Source organism: Psychrobacter sp. I-STPA6b (genome assembly GCF_020662265.1).
Lineage (GTDB): Bacteria > Pseudomonadota > Gammaproteobacteria > Pseudomonadales > Moraxellaceae > Psychrobacter.
Window position 1 is genome coordinate 15,071 of sequence record NZ_VEWM01000122.1, and the last position, 21,346, is coordinate 36,416.

A 21,346-nucleotide genomic window follows, 5' to 3' on the forward strand; every position below is an offset into this window, starting at 1 on the left:
AATGGTACTTATTTAACTATATTTAATTATGCCTTTATTTTCTCCCATCACTCGTCCATTTGCTTCAAGATTACAGCGATTTTTTGCAAATCGTGCACCTCATAGTGACCATACAACACTGACCTTACGTAATGTATATATCTTTTTTAGCCGAGAGGGGATGCTCTTTGCTTTATTATTGTTGATTACATTTATTATGGGGGTCAATTATGGTAATAACTTGGTATTGGGGCTGTTCTTTTATTTGATAAGCATTTGGGTAATTAGCTTACATGTGACTTTTGCGCATGTGTCAGGATTGCAGGTTAAGTTAAGAGATATTCAGATGGCAGGTGTGGGTGAGCCTATCTGGGTTACATTAGAAGTTATTAATGATAAGTCCAAGCCTGCTCGGCAAATACAGCTAGAGTTTGATAAAAAGCAGACCATGTCTGTAGAGGAAGGGGCAAGTAAGCAGGTTTTGGCAACGGTAGAAGGGACGACGTTGGTGCGTTTAGCAGTTGCTAGCAATCAACGAGGTCGTTTTGAGCTACCTCGTCTGGTCGTTAGTACGGTGTATCCATTGGGTATTATGCGGGCATGGTCTTATGTTTATTTAGCATCGCCAGCTTGGGTGTATCCAAGGTCATTGCCATTTGAGTGGACGGAGGCAACAAGGGCATTGAGTGATGATGAGAGTGACTGGAGTGCTTATGGTATCAAAGGGCAGAATGATTTTGATACTTTAGATGAATATGTGGCAGGTGAGTCTTTGGCTCGGGTATCATGGGCGCATGTGGCACGAGGTCAGGGAATGTTGACAAAGCAGTTTGCAGATTCAGTAGGTCAAGAAGTGTGCCTAAATTATGCAGATATGCCAGCGATACAACATGAGGATAAGCTATCTCAGTTAGCTTATGCGGTACAAAAGTTTGGGCAGTCTGGTGAGCCTTTTATGATGCTATTACCCAATGAGTCTGCATCATCTCCAGAGGTGCAGTTGGGTCAGGGTGAGCATTATGCACAAGCATGTTTACTAAGGTTGGCAAAAACACCATGAGTTTATTTCAATCCCACTCGGATACTCATCAGCACACTGCCTTATCAAGTGCAAACAACAGCTTTATGACAAAAAATAGCGTCAGTGCAACTGATGGTTTTGAGCGATTGGCTCAGGGTATAACATCGACACCAGCCCAAGATTCTATGGTTTTAGAGTCACCAAAACGATGGTGGCAAAAGCTATTGGGCTTACCTGCTTATTATTGGGTATTAATGGCACAAGTTGTGGTGATTGTTCCTCATGTGAGTCATTTACCTATTTGGCTGATTGTTTATGCGTTATTTGTTATTGTTGCGCAACTGCCAAGAGTAAAGGCGTTACGCTTTGCAAAAAAACGTCTATATCAAGTGGCACAGATATTAGGATTCATAGCAGGCGTTGCTGGATTGTGGCTGAGTTATCAGACAGCCTTTGGTGTAGATGTTGGCGTGGCATTTTTGGTGCTGTGTTTGGTCAGTAAGCTATGGGAGATGTATCAGCGTAGAGATGCTTATATTGTATTAAATTTATCATTTTTTGTGCTGGCATCTTTGTTTTTGATGGACCAAGGTTTGTTAACTACTGCTGAGGTGGTTGTTGGCACATTATGGCTATTGTTTGCATTCATTTCGTTGAATGATGATGGTAATTTATTGGGCAGTGGCCGTTTGCGTAGCTTGGGGTTATTGGCTGGTCAGGCCATTCCTTTATTGATTATTTTATTTTTATTTTTTCCAAGATTGCCTCCCTTATGGTCATTACAGTTGTCTGGACAGCAAGCGACAACGGGTGTAAGTGACAGTATGTCTCCGGGTGATTTTGCCAATTTAAGCCAATCCACGGAGTTGGCATTTCGAGTTGAGTTTGGTACTCAGCCTCCAGCTCAATCACAGATGTATTGGCGAGGGCTAGTATTTAGTGACTTTGATGGGGTAACATGGACACCAAACGCTAATATTCAAACTTGGTGGTCGGGTGATAAGCCGTTATGGTTACAACAAGCATGGCAAACCATACCCAAGAGAGAGCAAGCAGATGCAACCAGCTATCAAGTCATTTTAGAGCCAACCCAAAGAAATTGGTTATATGGTTTGGATTATCCTTATCCAAATCAACGGGGAACAAGTTTAACTTCAAATTTTACATTGCGCTCTTTTCGTCCAGTTGTTCAGCAGTTACGTTATCAGGTACAACGCTATCCACAGATGCGGATAGATACAACGCTATCAGAGCAGGCACGTCAGATTAATTTAAGCATACCTAGTGAAGGTAATAGACGTAGTCAAGAGTGGGCAAAGCAGATGTTTGCGGATGCAGGTAGAGACCCTATACGTTACATAAATGCTATTCAAAACTGGATTGGTAATACTGAGTTTCGCTATACTTTATCACCCCCAGCGTTGCAACAAAATCGTATTGATGAGTTTTTGTTTGAGACAAAAGCTGGGTTTTGTGAGCATTATGCCTCTAGTTTTACTTATTTAATGCGTGCTGTTGGTGTGCCTGCGCGTGTTGTTGCTGGTTATCAAGGTGGTGAGTTAGGGCGTGATGGTAATAGTTGGGAAGTACGGCAAATGGATGCACATGCGTGGAGCGAAGTTTGGCTAGAAGGTCAAGGCTGGGTGCGCATCGACCCAACTGCTTTTGTTGCGCCTGAACGGGTCGAGCAAGGAATGAATGCTTTAACATCTCAGCAAGGCGCTACCATGTTTGGCACAGGGGCAGGTGCGCAAATTAGCTATCAGCAGTTTAGAATGCTTCAAACATTACGCCGTCTGTCTGACCAAGCCAGTTATTATTGGCAAAGAGATGTGGTTGGTTATGACCAAGATAAGCAAAGTAATGCATTGCTACGCTGGTTTAATATTGCCAATATGATGCAACAACTATTATGGATGATAACAGCTTTACTACTGGTGATAGCAACCATTGTCTTTTTAATTTGGTACCGTAGACGTAAAATCTGGAACCCTGTAGATTTACCCTTGGTACAGTTATCAAAACGAGTTGCAAAAGCAGACCCTCAGCTTGCGTATCAGTCTAATGAAGGTATGCTGGCGTGGTTAAGCCGGCTTGAAGAAGTGGCAGATAGTACGGAAGCAAAGCAAGCAGTTATCTTACTAAAACAGGATTATCGCCGTTTGCGTTATGGAAAGTTGAGCAGTATGGATACATCCAGTCAAGCCTATCAACAGGCACTCAAACAGTTACAATATCATGCCAAACAGATTCGTTAAGTGACTGATGTTAAGGCGTGCTTAGGTGGCATATTAAATTATAATCAATTGGATTTAGCAGATGTTTTCATTCTTTATTAGCATGTTTATTACCATGACTATCATGTGGATACTGTTTAAATTTATGTATCCTAAACCACCCAAAGCATTTTTTCCAAAAGAAGGTGATATCACAACACTAAGGTTGTGTAGCTATTGCGGACATGCGCTGGCGCAATATCGAGGTATTGTAGAAAAAAAGCCAGCTTCTTTATTGCCAGAAACTGCACCCATATCATCACTAGAGGAACAGTCGTCGTTCGTTCCTGATACTTCTTCTCAAAAATTGGTGTCTACTGATGATGATAAAGATGCAACAGATACCCCTATAGAGGTATGGGATGAGTGGTTCTTCTGTAATGAGGAACATCAACAAGACTTTCACGCTGGGAAAGTCTATAAGAGGTAGGTTTTAAAAGAAGACCACTCTATAGCTAGATACATTTATATTCTATACCACTATCAAGTTATAACATGGCTTTGGCATCTCTAATCAGTTTATCAATTAGTGATTCAGCCACTTTATCTTGATTATCTTGTGACTTTTTTGCAGTCTCATTGGCATGAATCTTTTCATATAGATTTAGGCAACAAAGTACCAACAAGTTTTCATGGCTAAGCTGGGGCGCCTGTTTGCGTAGGTCTAAGATAAAGTCATTAATATAATTGGTGGCATCTTTTAGCTCTTTTTCTTCATTGGCTGGACAGTTAATAGTATAAGTTTTACCAGATATCATAATATCAACTTTTTTAATGCTGGTATCTATAGAAGATGCGTTTGTATTGATATCATTTTGGGCTTTTGTTTGCTGTGTTTTATCCATGAGTATAATGTACCTGTTTTAATCAATCCGCTTAATCATTGGTTGGATGGCTGTATTTAATGATGCTGATGTTACTCTGCAAGTTATGAGGTTGCTTGATCAATCTTAGTTAGTTGTTTCAACGCAGATTTGGTATGTTCAGCAGCCCGACGGTTTTTTGCTTGTAGTTCTTCATTAAGCTGGGTGAGTTCTTCTATCTGCTGTTGCAACTTATCTTGCTCTTCACCAATCATATGATGTGCTTCTGCCAGTGTTTGATAGCGTGCATCTAGCTCAGCCAGTTTTTTTTGTAGAGCATTACGCTCTGTCTGTAACTGTTCATGCTCAGTTTGCAGTTGCTTATTTTTTCCTTCTGCTTCATCTAGTTTAGCTTTAAGTCCGTTAAACTCATTGATATCAGTAATGGGCTTATTTTGTAGCTTTTTTAGCTCAGCAAGGTGAGTTTGATATTGCTGGTATACCTCTGATAAGGTCTTTTCTAGCGTTTTTAATTTCTCAATCATAGGGTGTCACTTATGGTTAAATCAGTTTTTGGTGAGTGTGTTGGTGCAATGGGCAATTGTCGGTAACATTGATATATTTAGGGTCTGTTGAACATCCCCCCATTGAGTTAGTAATTATAAGGGGTACAGCTATATTTTACTTTCATGTATCAATTGGTTAGATTTTTCCTATGAAGATAAAAGCTCAATAGACTCCTAAAATAAATATTATCATGCCATGTATGCTTTAATAATGCCATATCTGCCCATATTATATCTATAATAAGTTGTTAAAACGTATGTTTCTAGATGTTGTCTGCTAATAAAATTCAAAATTAGTCAGTTTATTCTTGTATTATCTAATGATTTTTTATGATATGGCAATTCTAGGATTCTTTATATTAACGTTTAATTTGGTTTGCTAATTAACAAACACCTAATAGGACTTTGGCATGAATGATAATATCTCTGGCTGGAATGACTGGTCATCAGCGTTTGCTGATTGGACAGATATTAGTATTAGTGAGTTACATGGTTTGATGACAGGTATTATGACAGTTTGTCATGCGCCTGATATGGCAGGTTGGCAGGCTTTATTTTCGGAGTTAAGTCTATCTGAGCCAGATGAGTCAGCATTAACGCTATTAACTGAGGAGGCAGAAGATACTTCTTTTCAGCTGAAAGATAAAGATGATGCTTATGCGTATACCCCTCTTGTACCTGATGATGAGCATGATTTGTATGAACGGGTTTTGGCACTGAAAAACTGGTCAAGTGGTTTTATGACAGGGTTTGGTATGACCAGCAGTACATTAAGTAGTGAAGAAAATGAGATGCTGGCGGATTTAAGTAAGATTGCTAGTATTCGCATTAATCCTGATGATGAGTTTGACGGTGGTGAAGAAGCTTATCTACATTTGTATGAGTTTGCTCGTATGATACCTGTGAGTTTAGCAACCCGTCAGCGTAAACATGTAAAAGAGTTGCCACTGATTGCAGGCTTACCTCTTGATGCCAAAACAGCAACAGAAGTTGCACAGGAACGTGAACAGATGCGTGAGCAGGAGCGTGTGAATAAGCCGATTCCCCCTGTGGTTGATGCTATGAATAGTCATCGTCCTTCTTAGTTCAGAGTTGATGTTTATATTTATATGAAGGCTATACAGTGACATGAGGGTTGATTGGGTATTTGCTCAGTCATTTATAAGGAGATATTGATGAGTCTAAATGTTGTGCACGACTTTCCACGTACAAGTGTCGCATGGCTTCAGCGTTTAATTGGGTTTGATACGGTGAGTAGTCGCTCAAATTTAGTCCTGATTGAGGATGTGCAGGCATTTTGTCGTCATTTAGGACTACAGCCAGTATTGACCCATAATGAAGCTCAAACAAAAGCCAATTTGTTTGTCACTGTACCAGCAACTGCAAATGGTGAAGCAGAATATAGTGGTGGCGTTGTGCTGTCGGGACATACCGATGTTGTGCCAGTAGAAGGGCAGGTATGGTCATCAAACCCCTTTATTGCTGAGGTAAGAGACGGCAAATTATATGGGCGTGGTGCTTGTGATATGAAAGGCTTTATTGCTTGTGCATTGACTTTATTGCCACAGGCAGTGAAGTTAGCAGACGATAAAAAGCTACAGAAGCCATTACACCTTGCATTATCCTTTGATGAAGAAGTGGGTTGTTTGGGTGCACCACTGATTTTGGATGATTTAGCGATGCGTGGCATTGTGCCTGAATATTGTATTGTTGGTGAGCCAAGTGAAATGCAAATGGTGGTGGCACATAAAGGCATTAGTGTTTATCGTTGCTCAGTACATGGTAAGTCGGTACATTCCTCGTTAACCCCACAAGGCGTCAATGCTATCAGTTATGCCAGTCGTTTGATTGGCTTTATTGATGAGTTGGCAAAGTCACTTAGTGAGCGTGATGATTGTGACCACTATTTTGATGTGCCGTTTTCTACTTTATCAGTTGGTACGATACAGGGTGGTACAGCGACTAATATTGTGCCGAATTTGTGTGAATTTACCTTTGATTATCGTAACTTACCACACATGGGGCAAGATGCAATTGTTAAGCCAATTAAACAAAAAATTGCTCACTTAAATCAGCAAATGCAAGCGATTGACCCCAATACTGGCATTGAGTTGAGACAACTTGAAGATGTGCCTGCAATGACAGATGCACAAAGTGCAGAGTTGCAAAAGTTAGTGGCAGGATTGGTGCATGATGATGCGGTTAATAAAGTGGCGTATGCGACAGAGGCTGGGCAGTTTACTAATGCAGGTATTGCAACGGTCATCTGTGGTCCGGGAAGTATTGAGCAGGCACATAAGGCAGATGAGTTTGTGAGTCTTGAGCAGTTGCAACGATGTGATGAGTTTTTGAAGCAATTACTACTTACTATGCAGTATTAAGCTGGAAGATGTGTATCAGTTAGCATACTTTAAAAAAAATATGCTATTGCATTAATCACAACACTTTAAAAAGTTTAGGTTCAACCTTTTCTACTAGCCATACGCCATTTTCTGCCTGATAAAAGGTGATGCCATCATCTGCCATTTGTTTGGCATCAATCTGTAAAATTACCACTTTGCCATAGCGTTGACCAACGTTATGGGCAGTGTCTTTGTCAGCCGATAAATGAACATATTGCCGAGATTTAGGTAATAATCCTTGTTGTAAAATAGGCTCTAAAAAGCGACTGGCAGTGCCATGATATAAAATATCAGGGGGCTGTTTTGCGGTATAACTGCGTTGTACGGTACGTTTGGAGTGTCCCTGTACGGCTCGAATATATTGCTCATCATCGGATAGGGCAAAGCGTTGTTTATTATCATTGGCAACGATGGTTTTGATAATATCAATGCTAAGATGATGATTAAATTGGCGACTTTGATGGGTGTTATTGATAAGCTCATTAATATTTGCCCAACCCTCACTGTCTAAGGTAATACCAATACTATCAGGATGATGACGCAGAATATAACTTAAGAATTTACTATAGTTGGTTAAGCTTTTTTGGTTCATAGTTTTTATGTTTGTCTACTCAATTAATTTTATTATAGCTTTTTAATAGCATTTGTATTTTAGCATTGTTGCTATCTTATATCATTAGACAATAAAAAATAGCCATCAAGTGGATTGATGGCTATCTTAATTTAAGTAAGTTATCTTAAGTCAGTTATCAAGCGTGATATTGCTTTTTATGACTTAATAAACTTTAGCTACGCAGCGCTTTATCAGACTTAGTGGTATCCACTGCTACCTTACTTGGTTTGAGAGGCTTAGGCATACTGACCAGTGCCTCTTTTAATACCTCATCAATGGTAGCAACTGGTTGAATAATCAGACCTTCTTTGACATTATCTGGTATTTCAACCAAGTCACGCTCATTACTCTCAGGAATTAATACCCGTTTAATGCCACCACGGTGGGCTGCCAGAAGTTTCTCTTTTAGCCCACCAATACGTAGCACTTTGCCTCGTAAAGTAACTTCACCTGTCATGGCAATATCAGGGTGAATGGCGATGCCAGTCATTGCTGAGACCAAAGCAGTGGTCAAGGCGATACCCGCAGAAGGACCATCTTTTGGAGTGGCACCCTCTGGCATATGCACATGCACGTCTGTATTTTTAAAGGTCTCATAGTCAATACCCAATGCTTGACCACGTGCGCGCACCACACTCATGGCGGCTCGGATAGACTCTTTCATCACATCGCCAAGTGAGCCAGTATAGACAAACTCACCTTTACCTTGCATAGTGACAGCTTCGATGGTTAGTAGCTCACCACCGACTTGTGTCCAAGCCAGTCCAGTAATACGACCAACTTCTGGCTCTTTTTCTGCCAAACCAAAGTCGTATTTATGAACCCCGAGGTAGTCATCAATATTGTCCTCATTGACGACAGTAGTTTCGATTTTAACTTTTTTCGATGGTTTTACACCGTAAGTTTCGACTGACTCTCGAACCACTTTACGGCAAATTTTATTGACTTCACGCTCGAGATTACGCACCCCAGCTTCACGAGTATAACGCTGGACGATACTGTGTAGGGCTTCTGGTACGATTTCAATCTCGTTCTCTTTTAGACCATTTTGCTTAATCGCTTTAGGTACTAAGTATTTTTGAGCGATATTAACTTTTTCATCTTCGGTATAACCGGGTAGACGAATGACTTCCATACGGTCAAGCAGGGCAGGTGGTATGTCCATGCTGTTTGCCGTACAGATAAACATGACTTGTGATAAGTCCAAGTCCATATCTAGGTAATGGTCGTTAAAACTATTATTCTGTGATGGATCAAGTACTTCTAGCAAAGCAGAAGCTGGGTCACCACGGAAGTCTTGTGCCATTTTATCGATTTCATCAAGCAAAAAGAGCGGGTTTTTGACTTCAACTTTTGCCAAAGACTGTACGATTTTACCCGGCATAGCACCGATATAAGTACGGCGATGCCCACGAATTTCTGCTTCATCACGTACACCACCCAGCGCCATACGTACAAATTTACGTCCGGTAGCACGGGCAATGGATTCACCCAATGAGGTTTTACCCACACCCGGGGGACCAACCAAGCATAAAATCGGACCTCGTAGCTTTTTCACTCGAGATTGTACCGCTAAGTATTCCAAAATGCGGTCTTTGACGTCTTTTAGCCCATAGTGGTCTTCATCAAGTACGGTTTTAGCTTTGTCTAGCTTAATCGAAACTTTGCTGGTAGTGTTCCATGGGGTATCTAATATCCACTCGATATAGTTACGTACCACAGAAGATTCTGAGGAAGCAGGTGGCATCATGCGTAGCTTTTTAAATTCTTGCTCGGCTTTTTTACGTACGTCATCTGGTAAATCTGCCTCTTTAAGGCGTTGCTCTAGCTCGCTAATGTCATCATCTGCATCAAATGCACCATCATTTAAATCAGACAGCTCATTTTTGATGGCTTTCATTTTCTCATTTAAGAAATATTCACGCTGATTGTTTTCCATTTGCTGACGCACAGCATCTTGGATTTCTTGCTCAATAGATTGTTCAGCACTTTGTTTTACCAAGTATTCTGTGAGGGTGTTGATATGAGCGGGTATATCATCCACTTCTAAAAACTGCTGTTTGACTTCCAAGTCCATAGAGACGCGGGTGGAGATAAAATATAACAGCTCAAGTAGGTCTTCGATACGCTCAGCAACACGGGTTAGCTCACGAGAGTTGCGTAGTCGTGCATCCGCATAGGTGGCAAATAGACTGATCAATGTTTTTAGTGCATTGGTCTGCTGTGCCTCATCTAAAGGCATGCTCATATCTGCACGGCTAAAATCTGCGGTTAATAGCTCTTCATGATTATGAACTTGATCAAGATGAGCGCGGTATTCACCTTCAATAAGTACTTTGATACAACCATCATCACTATCATGAGGCATGGTGCTGACAATGCGACAAATTGTCCCGTATTGATATAAATTCTCTTGGTCGATGTCTTCTGTTAAAGAGTCTTTTTGGGCAACAACCAGTACCCGATCGTTGTACTCTGCTTGTGCCAGTTCAACGGCTTTAACGGAAGGAGTACGTCCAACAAATAGGGCAATTTGCATATGTGGATAGACGACCACATCACGCAGTGCTAACAATGGTAGGTGCGTTGGGTCTTTTTCATCATTTTGAGTGCTTATTGCATCAGTATCGATATTAATATCAATGTCCATATTATCTATATCTACTGGAGTTACGGTGTCAGATTTACTCATATAATTTTTCCTCATTAAAACTAAACCCCCAGTCAACATAGACATAGAGTAGATAAGGCTGGGAGCTGAGTTTATGGTGTCTATCCTTGTAAATGGTGTTTGATTATAAAATTACAAGACAATGAACGGAGAAGTTAGGCGAAATACATTAAAAAATCAGGTAATATATACAGTTTGTTTTCAGTATGATTGCTAAGTGTAAAAATGATTATATAACTATTTTTACAGTGTCATTGTATTTTACACAACAATTAATTTTAGTTGAGTAGCAATGTGGTTGAAATTTATTAACTTTTTTAGATAACTTGCAAGAGAAATAGGGCAAAAGTGATGATAAATGCAGTATTACTGGCAGTCGTAGTGATGTTAGGGCTATCTTTGGCTCGAGTACATGTGGTGTTAAGTCTACTGATTGGGGCTGTGGTTGGTGGTTTGGTCGGCGGTCTGGGCTTAGAGGCAACTTTAACCTCTTTTCAAGATGGCATTAAAAATGGGGCAGAAATTGCTCTATCTTATGCATTGCTTGGTGCATTTGCAGTGGCGATTGCTCATTCTGGCTTACCACAGTCATTAGCCAATGGCGTGATTAATCGTATGAATGGGCAGGCAGGGCAAGGCTCTCAAGGCATCTCGGTGAAGTGGTTATTGTTTGCAGGATTGGTATTAATGAGCTGTTTTAGTCAAAATATCATTCCTATTCACATTGCTTTTATTCCACTGATTGTACCGCCATTATTATTGGTATTTAACCGTTTGCAAGTGGATAGACGCTTGCTGGCATGTTTGATGACCTTTGGTTTGGTCAATACTTATATGTTCCTGCCGTATGGGTTTGGGGATATTTACCTTAACCAAATCATGCTAAAAAATGTCGCTGATTCTGGGCTTGATATTGCTAATATTTCAGTAATAAAAGCGATGGCAATTCCTGCTTTGGGCATGGTGTGTGGCTTATTAATCGCCGTATTTATTAGCTATCGTAAGCCCCGCCAATATAAAAATATTGACATTGATCAGCAAGCCCAAGATGAGCTGATTGCCAGTGATAGCTTGAGCCAAACGGCAAATAATGCCCAGCCACAAAGTAAAATGAAAACATTGGTTGCGTTGGGTGCGATTATCACTGCTTTTGTAGTACAGTTATATACCGATTCGTTGTTGTTAGGCTCACTATTTGGGTTTGGTGTGTTTATGGCGACTGGCGTGGTGAAGTGGCGTGAGGCAGATAGCGTATTTAATGAAGGCATCAAACTAATGGCGATGATTGGCTTTATTATGATTACTGCTCAAGGTTTTGCTGAAGTGATGAAAGCCACTGACCAAATTCAGCCATTGGTAGATGGGGCAGCAGCTATGTTTGCAGGCTCAAAAGCGATGGCTGCTTTGGTGATGCTATTAATCGGCTTGGTGGTGACTATGGGGATTGGCTCGTCATTTTCTACCATTCCGATTATTGCCGCTATTTATGTGCCATTGTGTATTTCTCTTGGCTTTTCACCACTGGCAACAGTTGCGATTATTGGTACAGCAGGGGCATTAGGTGATGCAGGCTCACCAGCTTCAGATTCAACCTTAGGGCCTACATCTGGTTTGGCAGTTGATGGTCAACATGACCATATCAAAGATACCGTGATTCCGACCTTTATCCACTATAATATTCCACTGCTGATTTTTGGTTGGATAGCAGCGATGGTGCTGTAGTTTAGGTTTTGTTGAAGTATTAAAGTTTTTAGCGTTTGTTATGGTGATTGTCATGAGCATATTGAATGATTCGATATGCTCTTTTTTATTTTCATTTTTCAGGGGAGACGATGATAGATAAAGACCAAAAGTTTATAAAATATGGTAAAAATAGCAACAATAAGTAGGATAGCAACCCATGCCAGTTGCCAAAGAATAAAAGTACTAATCGGTGGTGGTGCATGTATGCTAAATATACTGACTAAATAAAGATAACTAATAGCAATAATTAGCAACGGTAATAGTTTCCATGTATTTATCAAAACCACCTTATGCCACTGGGTGTTATTAGCCCATCTAATGGCACATCCCACGGCTGGCGTGCTAGCTTTTCTACCACCTGAAAATCATAACACCAGCCAATTTTTAATGGTTTTTTTAAGCCCAATCTGTAAGTATCAGCAAGTGTTGTATCATAGTAGCCACCACCCATACCCATACGATTGCCTTGCTTATCAGCCACTACCAAAGGACAAAAAATCACATCTAATTGCTTTGCCCAAATCAGCTTGCGACTATAAATTTGTGGCATACCCAGTGAATGTGGATAAGTCGCTAAATTACATAATTTATGCCGATGAATGGGAGCAAATCGCATACGCTTATCATGGTTGTTTCGTGTGTTTCCGAATGTACCGACAACGGGTAAATAAGCTTGATAGCCTAAGTGGTAGCACCAATCCAAAATTACTTGTGTGGGCAACTCACCAAAATTATCATAATAAACTGCCACTTTTGCTTTTTTGGGTAAACGTGGGTGCAATGTAGGTAGATATAAACTGGCAAGTTTCGCAAAGTGTTGGCGTTGTTGCTGGCTTAACTGACGGCGGTGTTGGGTAAACATTCGCCGTGGCGGATTACTGAGTTTACTGGTCGCGTCATCTTTTGTGGGAGATAAAAAGCTTTGCATAGTATCCTTGATGATTGTATAAAATATAAGTTATCGTGGGATATTTAAAATAGTTTATTGATACGCCTAGAAACACTCTATTAAAGAAAAAAATATAGAGTCATGCTATCATAAAACGGTTTTATTACCGTATTCGAGGAGTAGATAAAATATTCCTTAAAATACAACAAGCTGTTTAATGTTTAATAAAAGTTACATCCAAACAATAAGGAGACATAATGTCGACTCGTACCGAAAAAGATACCATGGGTAATGTGGAAGTTCCTAGCGATGCTTATTGGGGTGCACAAACCCAGCGTAGCCGTGAAAACTTTAAAATTGGTGGTGAAACCTTACCACGCCCAATGATTGAGGCAATGGCACTGGTTAAAAAAGCGGCTGCCATTACCAATGCTAGTCTAGGTCGTATTGAAGAGAGCCAACGTGACCTTATCGTACAAGCTGCTGATGAAGTGATTAATGGCGGTTTGACTGACCAATTCCCCTTAGTAGTATGGCAAACTGGCTCAGGCACACAGTCTAATATGAATATGAACGAAGTGCTTGCTAATCGTGCCAACGAAATCGCTGGCAATGAGCGTGGCACATACAAGCCCATTCACCCAAATGACCATGTAAACCACGCTCAGTCAACTAACGACAGCTTTCCAACGGCTATTCGTGTTGCGGCTGCTCGCCAAATTAACAGCCTACTTATCCCTGCGGTCAAAGCTTTGCGTGATACTTTAGACAAAAAAGCTAAAGAATTTGACAGCATTGTTAAAATTGGACGTACTCACTTACAAGACGCTACGCCACTGACTTTGGGTCAAGAGTTTAGCGGTTATGTCAGCCAACTTGACCATGCTTTAACCCGTATTGATAATGCCTTACAAGGTTTGTATGAGCTACCTTTAGGTGGTACAGCAGTCGGTACAGGGCTAAACTCGCACCCTGAGTATGCCGTCAAAGCTGCTGAGCAGTTATCAACATTGACTGGCTTGCCATTTGTTACTGCCCCAAATAAATTTGAAGCATTGGCAGCACGTGATGCTGAAGTATTTGCCTCTGGTGCATTAAAAACTTTAGCCGCTAGCTTAAACAAAATTGCTAATGATATCCGCTGGCTAGCTTCTGGTCCTCGCTGCGGTATTGGTGAGATTAAAATCCCAGAAAATGAACCGGGTTCGTCTATCATGCCGGGTAAAGTGAACCCAACACAGTCTGAAGCAATGACCATGGTTGTTGCGCAAGTGATGGGTAATGACACCACTATTAGTGTGGCAGGTGCCTCAGGTAACTTTGAGCTAAACGTCTTTAAGCCAGTGATTGCCTATAACTTATTGCAATCTATCAAGTTACTCGGTGATGCGTGTAACAGCTTTAATGATAACTGTGCAGTGGGTATCGAGCCTGTCAAAGAAAAAATCGACCACTACCTACACAACTCATTGATGTTAGTAACTGCACTTAACCGTCATGTGGGCTATGAAAATGCGGCGAAAATCGCCAAAACAGCCTATAAAGAGGACAAAACGCTTAAACAAGTTGCGGTTGAGCTTGGTTTAATGACTGAAGCTGAGTTTGATGAATGGGTAACTCCAGAAGATATGGTGAACCCTAAATAACTAACTAGTAATTAACTAATAAGTTATGTTGTAAAAATATGACAGCATACAAACTTTGTTGATACTCTAAAAAACTAAAAAGCCCTGATAAATGCAGGGCTTTTTATTAACTTGGTTTTTTATTTATTTAAAACTATAGTCAAAGAATGATTAAACCGCTATGGTGTTAACTGTGTTTATTGTATAAATATACCATCTGTATTTGGTCACCTTATATCTGTTTTACTACTTTTTGACTATAGCTTTAAAAATCGATATGAAATGAAAGGATTTACAATGAATGAGAAAGTGCTATTAGTTGACTTTGAAAAATATGGCAAACTTGCTGTAGATATGTCAGTGAAAATAGCCATTGCCATTATTATATTTCTTATTGGTAAATGGGTAGTTGAAAGACTGGTAAAAATAGCTGATGGAATGATGCAGCGTAGTCATCTTGATGACACCATGGCACGCTTTTTAAGTAATATATTATATGGTGTGTTGCTGGTTTTGGTTGGTATGGCTGCACTAAATGAGATAGGAGTCAATACTACTTCTGCGGTTGCTATTTTAGGGGGTGCAACGGTTGCCGTTGGTATTTCACTCAAAGATCAACTATCTAACTTTGCTGCTGGTGTGGTCATTGTTGTTTTTCGTCCGTTTAGTCGTGGTGACTATATTGAAGTCAATGATACCAAAGGTACTGTTGAGATTATCAATATCCTACATACCCGTTTAATTACCCCAAATAATCATGAGCTTATCATACCCAATAGTAAGATATCGACTACTGAAGTAATCAACTATACTTCCATACCCAACCGTCGTGTTGATGTAGTGGTTGGTATTGGCTATAGTGATGACATTAAAACGGCAAAAGAAATCATGCTAAAAATTGCCCAAGAGCATGAGTTGGTATTTAAAGACCCTGAGCCGATTGTTCGGGTAACTAATTTGGGTGATAGCTCGGTTGATTTAACCATGAATGTTTGGACGACTAATGATGACTGGTGGAAGGCAAACTGTGACTTACTAGAAAAAATCAAATATGCACTTGATGAACAAGGTATTGAAATCCCATTCCCACAACGTAGTGTGCATGTGGTGGGATTAGAAGATATGGTAAAGCAATTACAGGTATCGTCAGCAACTCCTGTGGAGTTGCAAAAGGAACAAGGGGGAGATTACTCATAAGGATTTGGCAATCCAAGTTTTGCCAAAATTTCAATCTCAAAGCCTTCCATCTCATCTTGCTCGGCTTGTCCTAGTTCATGGTCAAAGCCGAGTAGATGTAAAATCCCATGTACCAATAAATGGGTTAAATGTTGTTTGATGGTTTTGCCCTGTTCCTCAGCTTGCGTCACTAATACATCATGGCAAATAATCAACTCACCAAGTGGTAGCTCAGGCATCACCTCTATTAAAGAGGTGGGCAGTTCACTGGGGTACGATAGAATATTGGTGGCGTAATCTTTGCCCCGAGCATCCAAATTTAGCTGTCTGCCTTCCTCTGTATCTGTGATATAAATATCTAACGCTTTATCTTTACTTTGCCATGTTTGGCTATCAACATCCTCATAATAAGGCAACATTAACCCTGAATACATCAGCTCAGAGATATATGCCAATGTAGTTTGAGCAATGGGGGTAAGCAAGTCATCTGTGTAGTATTGTGTTATTAAATCTTGTGTCATTAAATCATCATCAATGCCATCAATGTGGCTGACACTGATGGCAAGCGCTGGCTGTGGCATTGATTTTGATATGGATTGTTGTGATGGTCGTAAAGGTGTATTCATAAAACTTACTTTATATCGCTCTCAGCTTGTTTACGTGCTTGCTCTTCTAAGCGTGCTTGTTTACGTGCTTCTTTTAATGCTTCTTGCTCTTCATCATAGACATCATAAGCCTCAACAATTTTTTGCACCAGTTGATGACGTACCACATCTTTTGAATCAAACTTAGTGATATGAATTTCTTCAATTTTCCCCAAGATTTGTAATGCTTGGGCTAAGCCAGATTTATGACCTCGTGGCAAATCAACCTGAGTAATATCACCTGTAATCACTGCTCTTGAGCCAAAGCCTAAGCGGGTTAAAAACATCTTCATTTGCTCTGGAGTGGTATTTTGTGCTTCATCCAAAATGACAAATGAGTTATTTAATGTACGACCACGCATATAGGCAAGTGGGGCAACTTCGATGATTTGTCGTTCAAGTAATTTGCCCACTTTTTCAAACCCAAGCATTTCGTAAAGAGCATCATATAAAGGACGCAAATAAGGGTCAATTTTTTGGGTTAAATCACCGGGTAAAAAGCCTAATTTTTCGCCTGCTTCTACCGCAGGACGTACCAGCAAAATCCGCTCGATTTCATTACGCTCAAGCATATCAACGGCACAAGCAACGGCAAGGTAAGTTTTACCTGTGCCCGCAGGACCGACCCCAAATGAGACATCAGAAGTTAAAATGCGTTTGACATAATTTTGTTGATTGCCTCCACGAGGCACAATTTTACCCTTGCGAGTGCGTAACGTTGTAGGCGTATAGTCTTTAGGCTCAGCTTGTTGAGTTTCTGGCTGTGCAGATTCATTTTGTTGCTCAGACTCTTGCACTCGTGACATGCTAGATTGAATAATTAAATGCAACTCTTCTGGGCTGATATGTTTGGCAGTTTGTGCTTCATCAGCAAGTTTGTTTAAGATGCGCTCACCACGTTCAATGGCTGTCAAATCACCAGTAAGAGTAAAGTTATGTTGGCGTTGATTAATGTTAATGTCTAAACGGTCTTGAATGTATTTGAGGTGGTTATTGTATTCGCCTAGTAGTGTTTTTAACTGTGAGGCAGTTAGAAAGTCAAGGGAGACATGACGGCTAATAGTAGTATCAGTCAAGTGAGATTCCTTTTATATGATAAATTGAGTTATTTAAATAAAACGTTGGTTATCCAAGTTGGTTTTAAGCTTTATGTAAGTTCAATGCTAGGGGCTGATTAATACAATATGATTAAATGGTGATGATATTTTGGTGATGTTAGGGTCTGTTGAACATTCACCACGTTAAGCTAGTATTGATAAGGGATACAACTATTTTTTACTTTTGTGTAAAAATTGGCTGAATTTGTCTTCTGATGTTAATAAGCAGTGCGTTAATGAACTTGTTAATATCCTGCTGTTATTAACAAAAGCTACCTGCGCTCATTGCCTTGACTAAGTCACTGTTTATTAAAATCAGTATCTCAATTTTTCCTACAAAGTTGAATATTCAACAGACCCTAAGGTTAAACCAGTTGTGCTACAAAAAATTATCAATCTTCTGTGGCAATATGTATTTCATATCATCATTTGTATGATGATTTGTCAACAGAAGTGATAGGGTATTTTTTATTATGGTTGTTTGTATTAAAAATTCAAGCAGGCTTTATCATAACTTCGGTCGTTTTTTGTAAAAGCAGGTGTGCAGTGGTTGGTGTATGATATGTTTAAGGTTAATCTATCATCTAAGTTTGTGATATGACAAATAGGTGTGCCAATCACTATCTAATAAACTGTTTAGATGATTTCACCCACTCTAAAGCCATGATAAAAGTTAGGTAATATACTTATGGAAGCTGTAGAAAAAAATCAAGCTAATTTTCAGACAAAGCAAGCAGATACAATAACAGAAAGCATCACCCAACAAAACGTTCTTATCGTTGGTGGTGGGCATGTGGGTTTATCGTTTGCCTTACTACTGGCACATCATGGCATTGCCAGTACTTTATTAGAAAAAAATCGCTATCCACAGATTAGCCCAGACGATGATAGTCATCGTGAGCAGTATTTGGACTGTCGTAATACCGCCCTATCTCGTAGAACGGTGCAAATTTATCAACAAATTGGCTTATGGCAAGACTTACAAAGCCATGCTTGCCGTATTGATAGTGTACAAATTAGTGAACAAGGCAGTTTTGGTTCGGCACAATTAAAAAGGGAAGAGGAAGGGGTAGAAAGTTTTGGGCAAGTGATGGAAAATGCGTGGCTTGGTCGCAAATTGCTATTGGCAGTACAAGCAAGCCCTTTAATTACCCTCATTGATGGAGCAACTGTTACCGCCATTACACAAAATCCTAGCCAAAAAGAGGTGACTTTAACCTATACACAAGCTGATAAGCAAACCGATACTCAAAATAATCATAGCGATAGCCAAGCTCAGCAATTAACTGCCAGTATGTTGGTGGCATGTGATGGGCGAGATTCGCTGTGTCGGCAGTTATTGGGCATTGGTACAGATGATTATGACTATCAGCAGACTGGTATTGTGGGCGTGGTACAAACTGACAAACCGCATGAGCATATTGCCATCGAACGCTTTAGCCCCGCAGGACCTTTGGCAGTATTACCATTGACTGATAGAGGCGGTGATGGCAACTTACCCACGCAGGCAGGTTATCGGCGGTCGGTGGTGTGGGTATGCCCTAAAGGTGAGGAACAACGCTATCTGGACGATGATGAATATTTTTTGCAAACCCTACAAAAGGCATTTGGGCAACGGGCGGGGCGGTTTATGGCGACAGGCAAGCGAGGGGCATATCCACTTACCCGAGTGTTGGCAAAAAGCCAAGTACAAGGTCGTTGTGTGATTATGGGTAACTCGGCTCATACCTTGCACCCTGTGGCAGGGCAAGGCTTTAACTTATGTATGCGTGATGCTGATGTATTGGCAAAAATGCTGGCAAGACAAGTCATGCAAGGGGAGGATATTGGTGATAGCCGTATGTTGGCACGTTATGAGCAAGCCCGCAAAAAAGACCAAAAACGGGTCATTCGTTTTTGTGATGCGGTGGTGCATGGCTTTACCAATCCCAACCCTGCGGTAAAAATCGCTCGCAACTTGGCATTAATTGCCTTTGATAAACTGCCCAATGTGAAGCCATTGGTTGCCAGTTATGCGATGGGGTTAAAATCTTAGGATTGGTTTTGTATTGAGTGAAATTATAAGAAAAAGGAGCAGTTATGATTTATACAGCGATAGTCAAAGATGGTGGCGTTTTTATTCCCAATATAGAGTCGTTACTTAAAGACAATATCAACGCTAAAAATATTGAGGAAGGTCAGAAAATTAACCTGCATATTTTGCAAGTAACTGAATGTGAGGAAAATGTATCCTCTCAGGATAATATCTCCTCTACTGAACAAAACAGCCCAAACGATAAAACAAAATATAGCCTTGAGCAAGGAGCAGGATTATTTAAACGGTATGGGATTGAAGTTGATATTGAAGATATAGAATATCAGCAAGAAAATCGACAGCAAGCAGTAGTAGAAATGGCAGGACTGCTTAAAGACCATGCTAACCCTGAATTAATGGATTTAGAGGAAACAGCCATTGATATAACTTTTAGCCAATAACATACTTTATGGTAAATCTATCCAATCATTTGATAAAAAAGTAAATAACTATCTAAAAAGACAAAATCCATGACTGACTTTCAAACAACCAAGCCAACCAAACTCAACTCAACCCTTATCATCGGTGGAGGCATTGTCGGAGCGACATTGGCTCTTAAATTGCTACAAGCCAACCTCCCTGTGACCTTGATTGACGCTCGCCCTGCCTTAACCCCTGAGGATTGGCAACGCAAGTTTGCTAAACGAGATGCAAGGGTTTATGCCCTAAGCCTTGCTAGTATTGAGCTATTAAAGCAAGTGGGAGCATGGCAACTTATCAGCCAATCTGCCCGCAAAGCCGACTATTATCAAATGCAGGTTTGGCAACAAGATGGCATGGGAGAGCTAAAATTTGCTGATGAGCATAGCCCAACATTACTTGGCAGTATGGTTGAGCCGTTGGTGATTGAACACGCTTTATATCAACGTTTATACCAATATCAAGACAGCGACTTATTAACTTTAGTTTCAGGGCATAAAGTCACCCAAATGGACTGGTGTGGGCAAAAAATAGGTTATCAAATTACTTTAGATAATCAGCAATGTTATCAAGGCAAATTGTTGGTTGGAGCAGACGGGCGAGGTTCGTTTGTGCGTCAGCAGGCAGGTATTGACTTGGCACATCTGGACTATCAACAAATCGCTATTTGTTGTGCCATTCAAACCGAGAAACCCCATCGAGCCACTGCCCGACAAGCCATGTTACCCACTGGCACACTGGCACTGCTACCGCTTGCCGACATTACTGATGAAGATAAAGCCAATCCGCAACATTGGCAATCGGTGGTTTGGACATTGCCAAAAAATCGTGCCTTAGAATTATTGCAAGATGGGGATAAAGAACGCCTAATTGCTCAAGAATTAGCGTCTGCCAGTGGTTATGAGCTTGGACACATTCAGCAAATTGAATCCATCGCCAGCTTTCCGCTCACTGCTCAACAAGCTGAGCGGTATATTGCAGATAACTTGGTATTGATTGGTGATTCGGCTCATGGTGTACACCCATTAGCAGGGCAGGGGCTAAATTTGGGTATGCTTGATGTGCAGGCATTGTTTGATGGTTTGATGGCAGATTATCAGCGTAGTGGCGGTAAGATTTGGGGACATCGGCAAACACTACAACGTTATGAGCGAGAACGTCGCCCGCATAACAGCATGATGATGCATAGCTTTTCATTGATTAATTGGTTATTTGCAGGAGATTTTGCCCGTTTGCGTCCTGTACAACAGTTACGAAGTGTGGGCGTGCATCAAGTAAGCCAAAATAAATGGCTGATGAAACAGTTAGCCAAAAAAGCCAGTGGGGTTTAAATAAGTAAGGCTTAAT

Annotated in this window: 18 protein-coding genes; 11 read left to right on the forward strand and 7 right to left on the reverse strand. The window is 40.5% G+C overall.

The features are described from left to right. Positions 1 to 28 precede the first annotated feature (28 nt). The 3 genes from FHK88_RS12395 to FHK88_RS12405 all read left to right on the forward strand — a co-directional run bounded on the left by FHK88_RS12395 (position 29) and on the right by FHK88_RS12405 (position 3,706). Positions 29 to 1,039, forward strand: coding sequence for a DUF58 domain-containing protein (locus FHK88_RS12395; protein ID WP_227431031.1), 1,011 nt, complete (start codon positions 29 to 31; stop codon positions 1,037 to 1,039). Continuing rightward, positions 1,036 to 3,258, forward strand: coding sequence for a transglutaminaseTgpA domain-containing protein (locus FHK88_RS12400; protein ID WP_227431032.1), 2,223 nt, complete (start codon positions 1,036 to 1,038; stop codon positions 3,256 to 3,258). Before FHK88_RS12395 ends, FHK88_RS12400 begins: the two co-directional genes overlap by 4 nt. Positions 3,259 to 3,319: 61 nt before the next feature. Further along, positions 3,320 to 3,706, forward strand: a complete 387-nt coding sequence (locus FHK88_RS12405; protein ID WP_227431033.1) for a hypothetical protein — start codon at positions 3,320 to 3,322, stop codon at positions 3,704 to 3,706. A 58-nt stretch (positions 3,707 to 3,764) separates the two neighbouring features. Here FHK88_RS12405 and FHK88_RS12410 read toward each other — a convergent pair whose 3' ends face one another. Together FHK88_RS12410 and FHK88_RS12415 are read right to left on the reverse strand one after the other, a co-directional pair. Beyond that, on the reverse strand, positions 3,765 to 4,121 hold the full coding sequence (locus FHK88_RS12410; RefSeq protein WP_227431034.1) for a cell division protein ZapA: 357 nt from the start codon (positions 4,119 to 4,121) through the stop codon (positions 3,765 to 3,767). An 83-nt stretch (positions 4,122 to 4,204) separates the two neighbouring features. Beyond that, the gene (locus tag FHK88_RS12415) at positions 4,205 to 4,624 is read right to left on the reverse strand and encodes a hypothetical protein (RefSeq protein WP_227431035.1); all 420 of its coding nucleotides are present in this window, start codon (positions 4,622 to 4,624) and stop codon (positions 4,205 to 4,207) included. A gap of 431 nt (positions 4,625 to 5,055) precedes the next feature. Here FHK88_RS12415 and FHK88_RS12420 point away from each other — a divergent pair, with 431 nt between their 5' ends. Together FHK88_RS12420 and argE are read left to right on the forward strand one after the other, a co-directional pair. Then, positions 5,056 to 5,730 (forward strand): UPF0149 family protein, encoded by a 675-nt coding sequence (locus tag FHK88_RS12420; RefSeq protein WP_227431036.1) that lies wholly within the window; start codon positions 5,056 to 5,058, stop codon positions 5,728 to 5,730. 90 nt (positions 5,731 to 5,820) lie between these two features. Further along, positions 5,821 to 7,026: an acetylornithine deacetylase gene (gene argE / locus FHK88_RS12425; RefSeq protein ID WP_227431037.1), complete on the forward strand. Its 1,206-nt coding sequence runs from the start codon at positions 5,821 to 5,823 to the stop codon at positions 7,024 to 7,026. A gap of 55 nt (positions 7,027 to 7,081) precedes the next feature. Here argE and FHK88_RS12430 read toward each other — a convergent pair whose 3' ends face one another. Both FHK88_RS12430 and lon read right to left on the reverse strand, forming a co-directional pair. Further along, positions 7,082 to 7,639 carry an RNA 2'-phosphotransferase gene (locus FHK88_RS12430; protein ID WP_227431038.1) on the reverse strand — a complete coding sequence of 186 codons (558 nt, stop codon included), beginning with the start codon at positions 7,637 to 7,639 and terminating at the stop codon, positions 7,082 to 7,084. A gap of 193 nt (positions 7,640 to 7,832) precedes the next feature. Continuing rightward, positions 7,833 to 10,310, reverse strand: a complete 2,478-nt coding sequence (gene lon, locus FHK88_RS12435; RefSeq protein ID WP_227431239.1) for an endopeptidase La — start codon at positions 10,308 to 10,310, stop codon at positions 7,833 to 7,835. Between the two features lie 372 nt (positions 10,311 to 10,682). On the opposite strand from lon, the gene FHK88_RS12440 reads away from it, so the two are divergent. Next, positions 10,683 to 12,053 (forward strand): Na+/H+ antiporter family protein, encoded by a 1,371-nt coding sequence (locus FHK88_RS12440; RefSeq protein WP_227431039.1) that lies wholly within the window; start codon positions 10,683 to 10,685, stop codon positions 12,051 to 12,053. A gap of 298 nt (positions 12,054 to 12,351) precedes the next feature. On the opposite strand, the gene FHK88_RS12445 is transcribed toward FHK88_RS12440, so the two are convergent. Further along, positions 12,352 to 13,002 carry a 5-formyltetrahydrofolate cyclo-ligase gene (locus FHK88_RS12445; RefSeq protein WP_227431040.1) on the reverse strand — a complete coding sequence of 217 codons (651 nt, stop codon included), beginning with the start codon at positions 13,000 to 13,002 and terminating at the stop codon, positions 12,352 to 12,354. 218 nt (positions 13,003 to 13,220) lie between these two features. On the opposite strand from FHK88_RS12445, the gene fumC reads away from it, so the two are divergent. Both fumC and FHK88_RS12455 read left to right on the forward strand, forming a co-directional pair. Then, positions 13,221 to 14,609 carry a class II fumarate hydratase gene (gene fumC / locus FHK88_RS12450; RefSeq protein WP_227431041.1) on the forward strand — a complete coding sequence of 463 codons (1,389 nt, stop codon included), beginning with the start codon at positions 13,221 to 13,223 and terminating at the stop codon, positions 14,607 to 14,609. Positions 14,610 to 14,885: 276 nt separating this feature from the next. After that, positions 14,886 to 15,785, forward strand: coding sequence for a mechanosensitive ion channel family protein (locus FHK88_RS12455; protein ID WP_227431042.1), 900 nt, complete (start codon positions 14,886 to 14,888; stop codon positions 15,783 to 15,785). Here FHK88_RS12455 and ybeY read toward each other — a convergent pair. Continuing rightward, positions 15,776 to 16,285, reverse strand: a complete 510-nt coding sequence (gene ybeY, locus FHK88_RS12460; protein ID WP_413680530.1) for an rRNA maturation RNase YbeY — start codon at positions 16,283 to 16,285, stop codon at positions 15,776 to 15,778. The genes FHK88_RS12455 and ybeY overlap by 10 nt on opposite strands. 110 nt (positions 16,286 to 16,395) lie before the next feature. Continuing rightward, the gene (locus tag FHK88_RS12465) at positions 16,396 to 17,484 is read right to left on the reverse strand and encodes a PhoH family protein (RefSeq protein WP_227431044.1); all 1,089 of its coding nucleotides are present in this window, start codon (positions 17,482 to 17,484) and stop codon (positions 16,396 to 16,398) included. A gap of 709 nt (positions 17,485 to 18,193) precedes the next feature. On the opposite strand from FHK88_RS12465, the gene FHK88_RS12470 reads away from it, so the two are divergent. The 3 genes from FHK88_RS12470 (at position 18,194) to FHK88_RS12480 (ending at position 21,330) form a co-directional block, all read left to right on the forward strand. Beyond that, complete coding sequence (locus FHK88_RS12470) at positions 18,194 to 19,540, forward strand: UbiH/UbiF/VisC/COQ6 family ubiquinone biosynthesis hydroxylase (RefSeq protein WP_227431045.1); 1,347 nt, start codon at positions 18,194 to 18,196, stop codon at positions 19,538 to 19,540. Positions 19,541 to 19,584: 44 nt separating this feature from the next. Next, the gene (locus tag FHK88_RS12475; RefSeq protein WP_227431046.1) at positions 19,585 to 19,980 is read left to right on the forward strand and encodes a hypothetical protein; all 396 of its coding nucleotides are present in this window, start codon (positions 19,585 to 19,587) and stop codon (positions 19,978 to 19,980) included. Positions 19,981 to 20,049: 69 nt separating this feature from the next. Further along, positions 20,050 to 21,330 (forward strand): FAD-dependent monooxygenase, encoded by a 1,281-nt coding sequence (locus tag FHK88_RS12480; RefSeq protein ID WP_227431047.1) that lies wholly within the window; start codon positions 20,050 to 20,052, stop codon positions 21,328 to 21,330. Positions 21,331 to 21,346 lie beyond the last annotated feature (16 nt).

Excerpts from the sequence above, each read along its gene's own strand:
- FHK88_RS12395 (WP_227431031.1), top strand. The coding sequence starts at position 29 with ATGCCTTTATTTTCTCCCATCACTCGTCCATTTGCTTCAAGATTACAG.
- FHK88_RS12400 (WP_227431032.1), top strand. The coding sequence starts at position 1,036 with ATGAGTTTATTTCAATCCCACTCGGATACTCATCAGCACACTGCCTTA.
- FHK88_RS12405 (WP_227431033.1), top strand. The coding sequence starts at position 3,320 with ATGTTTTCATTCTTTATTAGCATGTTTATTACCATGACTATCATGTGG.
- FHK88_RS12410 (WP_227431034.1), bottom strand. The coding sequence starts at position 4,121 with ATGGATAAAACACAGCAAACAAAAGCCCAAAATGATATCAATACAAAC.
- FHK88_RS12415 (WP_227431035.1), bottom strand. The coding sequence starts at position 4,624 with ATGATTGAGAAATTAAAAACGCTAGAAAAGACCTTATCAGAGGTATAC.
- FHK88_RS12420 (WP_227431036.1), top strand. The coding sequence starts at position 5,056 with ATGAATGATAATATCTCTGGCTGGAATGACTGGTCATCAGCGTTTGCT.
- argE (WP_227431037.1), top strand. The coding sequence starts at position 5,821 with ATGAGTCTAAATGTTGTGCACGACTTTCCACGTACAAGTGTCGCATGG.
- FHK88_RS12430 (WP_227431038.1), bottom strand. The coding sequence starts at position 7,639 with ATGAACCAAAAAAGCTTAACCAACTATAGTAAATTCTTAAGTTATATT.
- lon (WP_227431239.1), bottom strand. The coding sequence starts at position 10,310 with ATGGACATTGATATTAATATCGATACTGATGCAATAAGCACTCAAAAT.
- FHK88_RS12440 (WP_227431039.1), top strand. The coding sequence starts at position 10,683 with ATGATAAATGCAGTATTACTGGCAGTCGTAGTGATGTTAGGGCTATCT.
- FHK88_RS12445 (WP_227431040.1), bottom strand. The coding sequence starts at position 13,002 with ATGCAAAGCTTTTTATCTCCCACAAAAGATGACGCGACCAGTAAACTC.
- fumC (WP_227431041.1), top strand. The coding sequence starts at position 13,221 with ATGTCGACTCGTACCGAAAAAGATACCATGGGTAATGTGGAAGTTCCT.
- FHK88_RS12455 (WP_227431042.1), top strand. The coding sequence starts at position 14,886 with ATGAATGAGAAAGTGCTATTAGTTGACTTTGAAAAATATGGCAAACTT.
- ybeY (WP_413680530.1), bottom strand. The coding sequence starts at position 16,285 with ATGACACAAGATTTAATAACACAATACTACACAGATGACTTGCTTACC.
- FHK88_RS12470 (WP_227431045.1), top strand. The coding sequence starts at position 18,194 with ATGGAAGCTGTAGAAAAAAATCAAGCTAATTTTCAGACAAAGCAAGCA.
- FHK88_RS12475 (WP_227431046.1), top strand. The coding sequence starts at position 19,585 with ATGATTTATACAGCGATAGTCAAAGATGGTGGCGTTTTTATTCCCAAT.
- FHK88_RS12480 (WP_227431047.1), top strand. The coding sequence starts at position 20,050 with ATGACTGACTTTCAAACAACCAAGCCAACCAAACTCAACTCAACCCTT.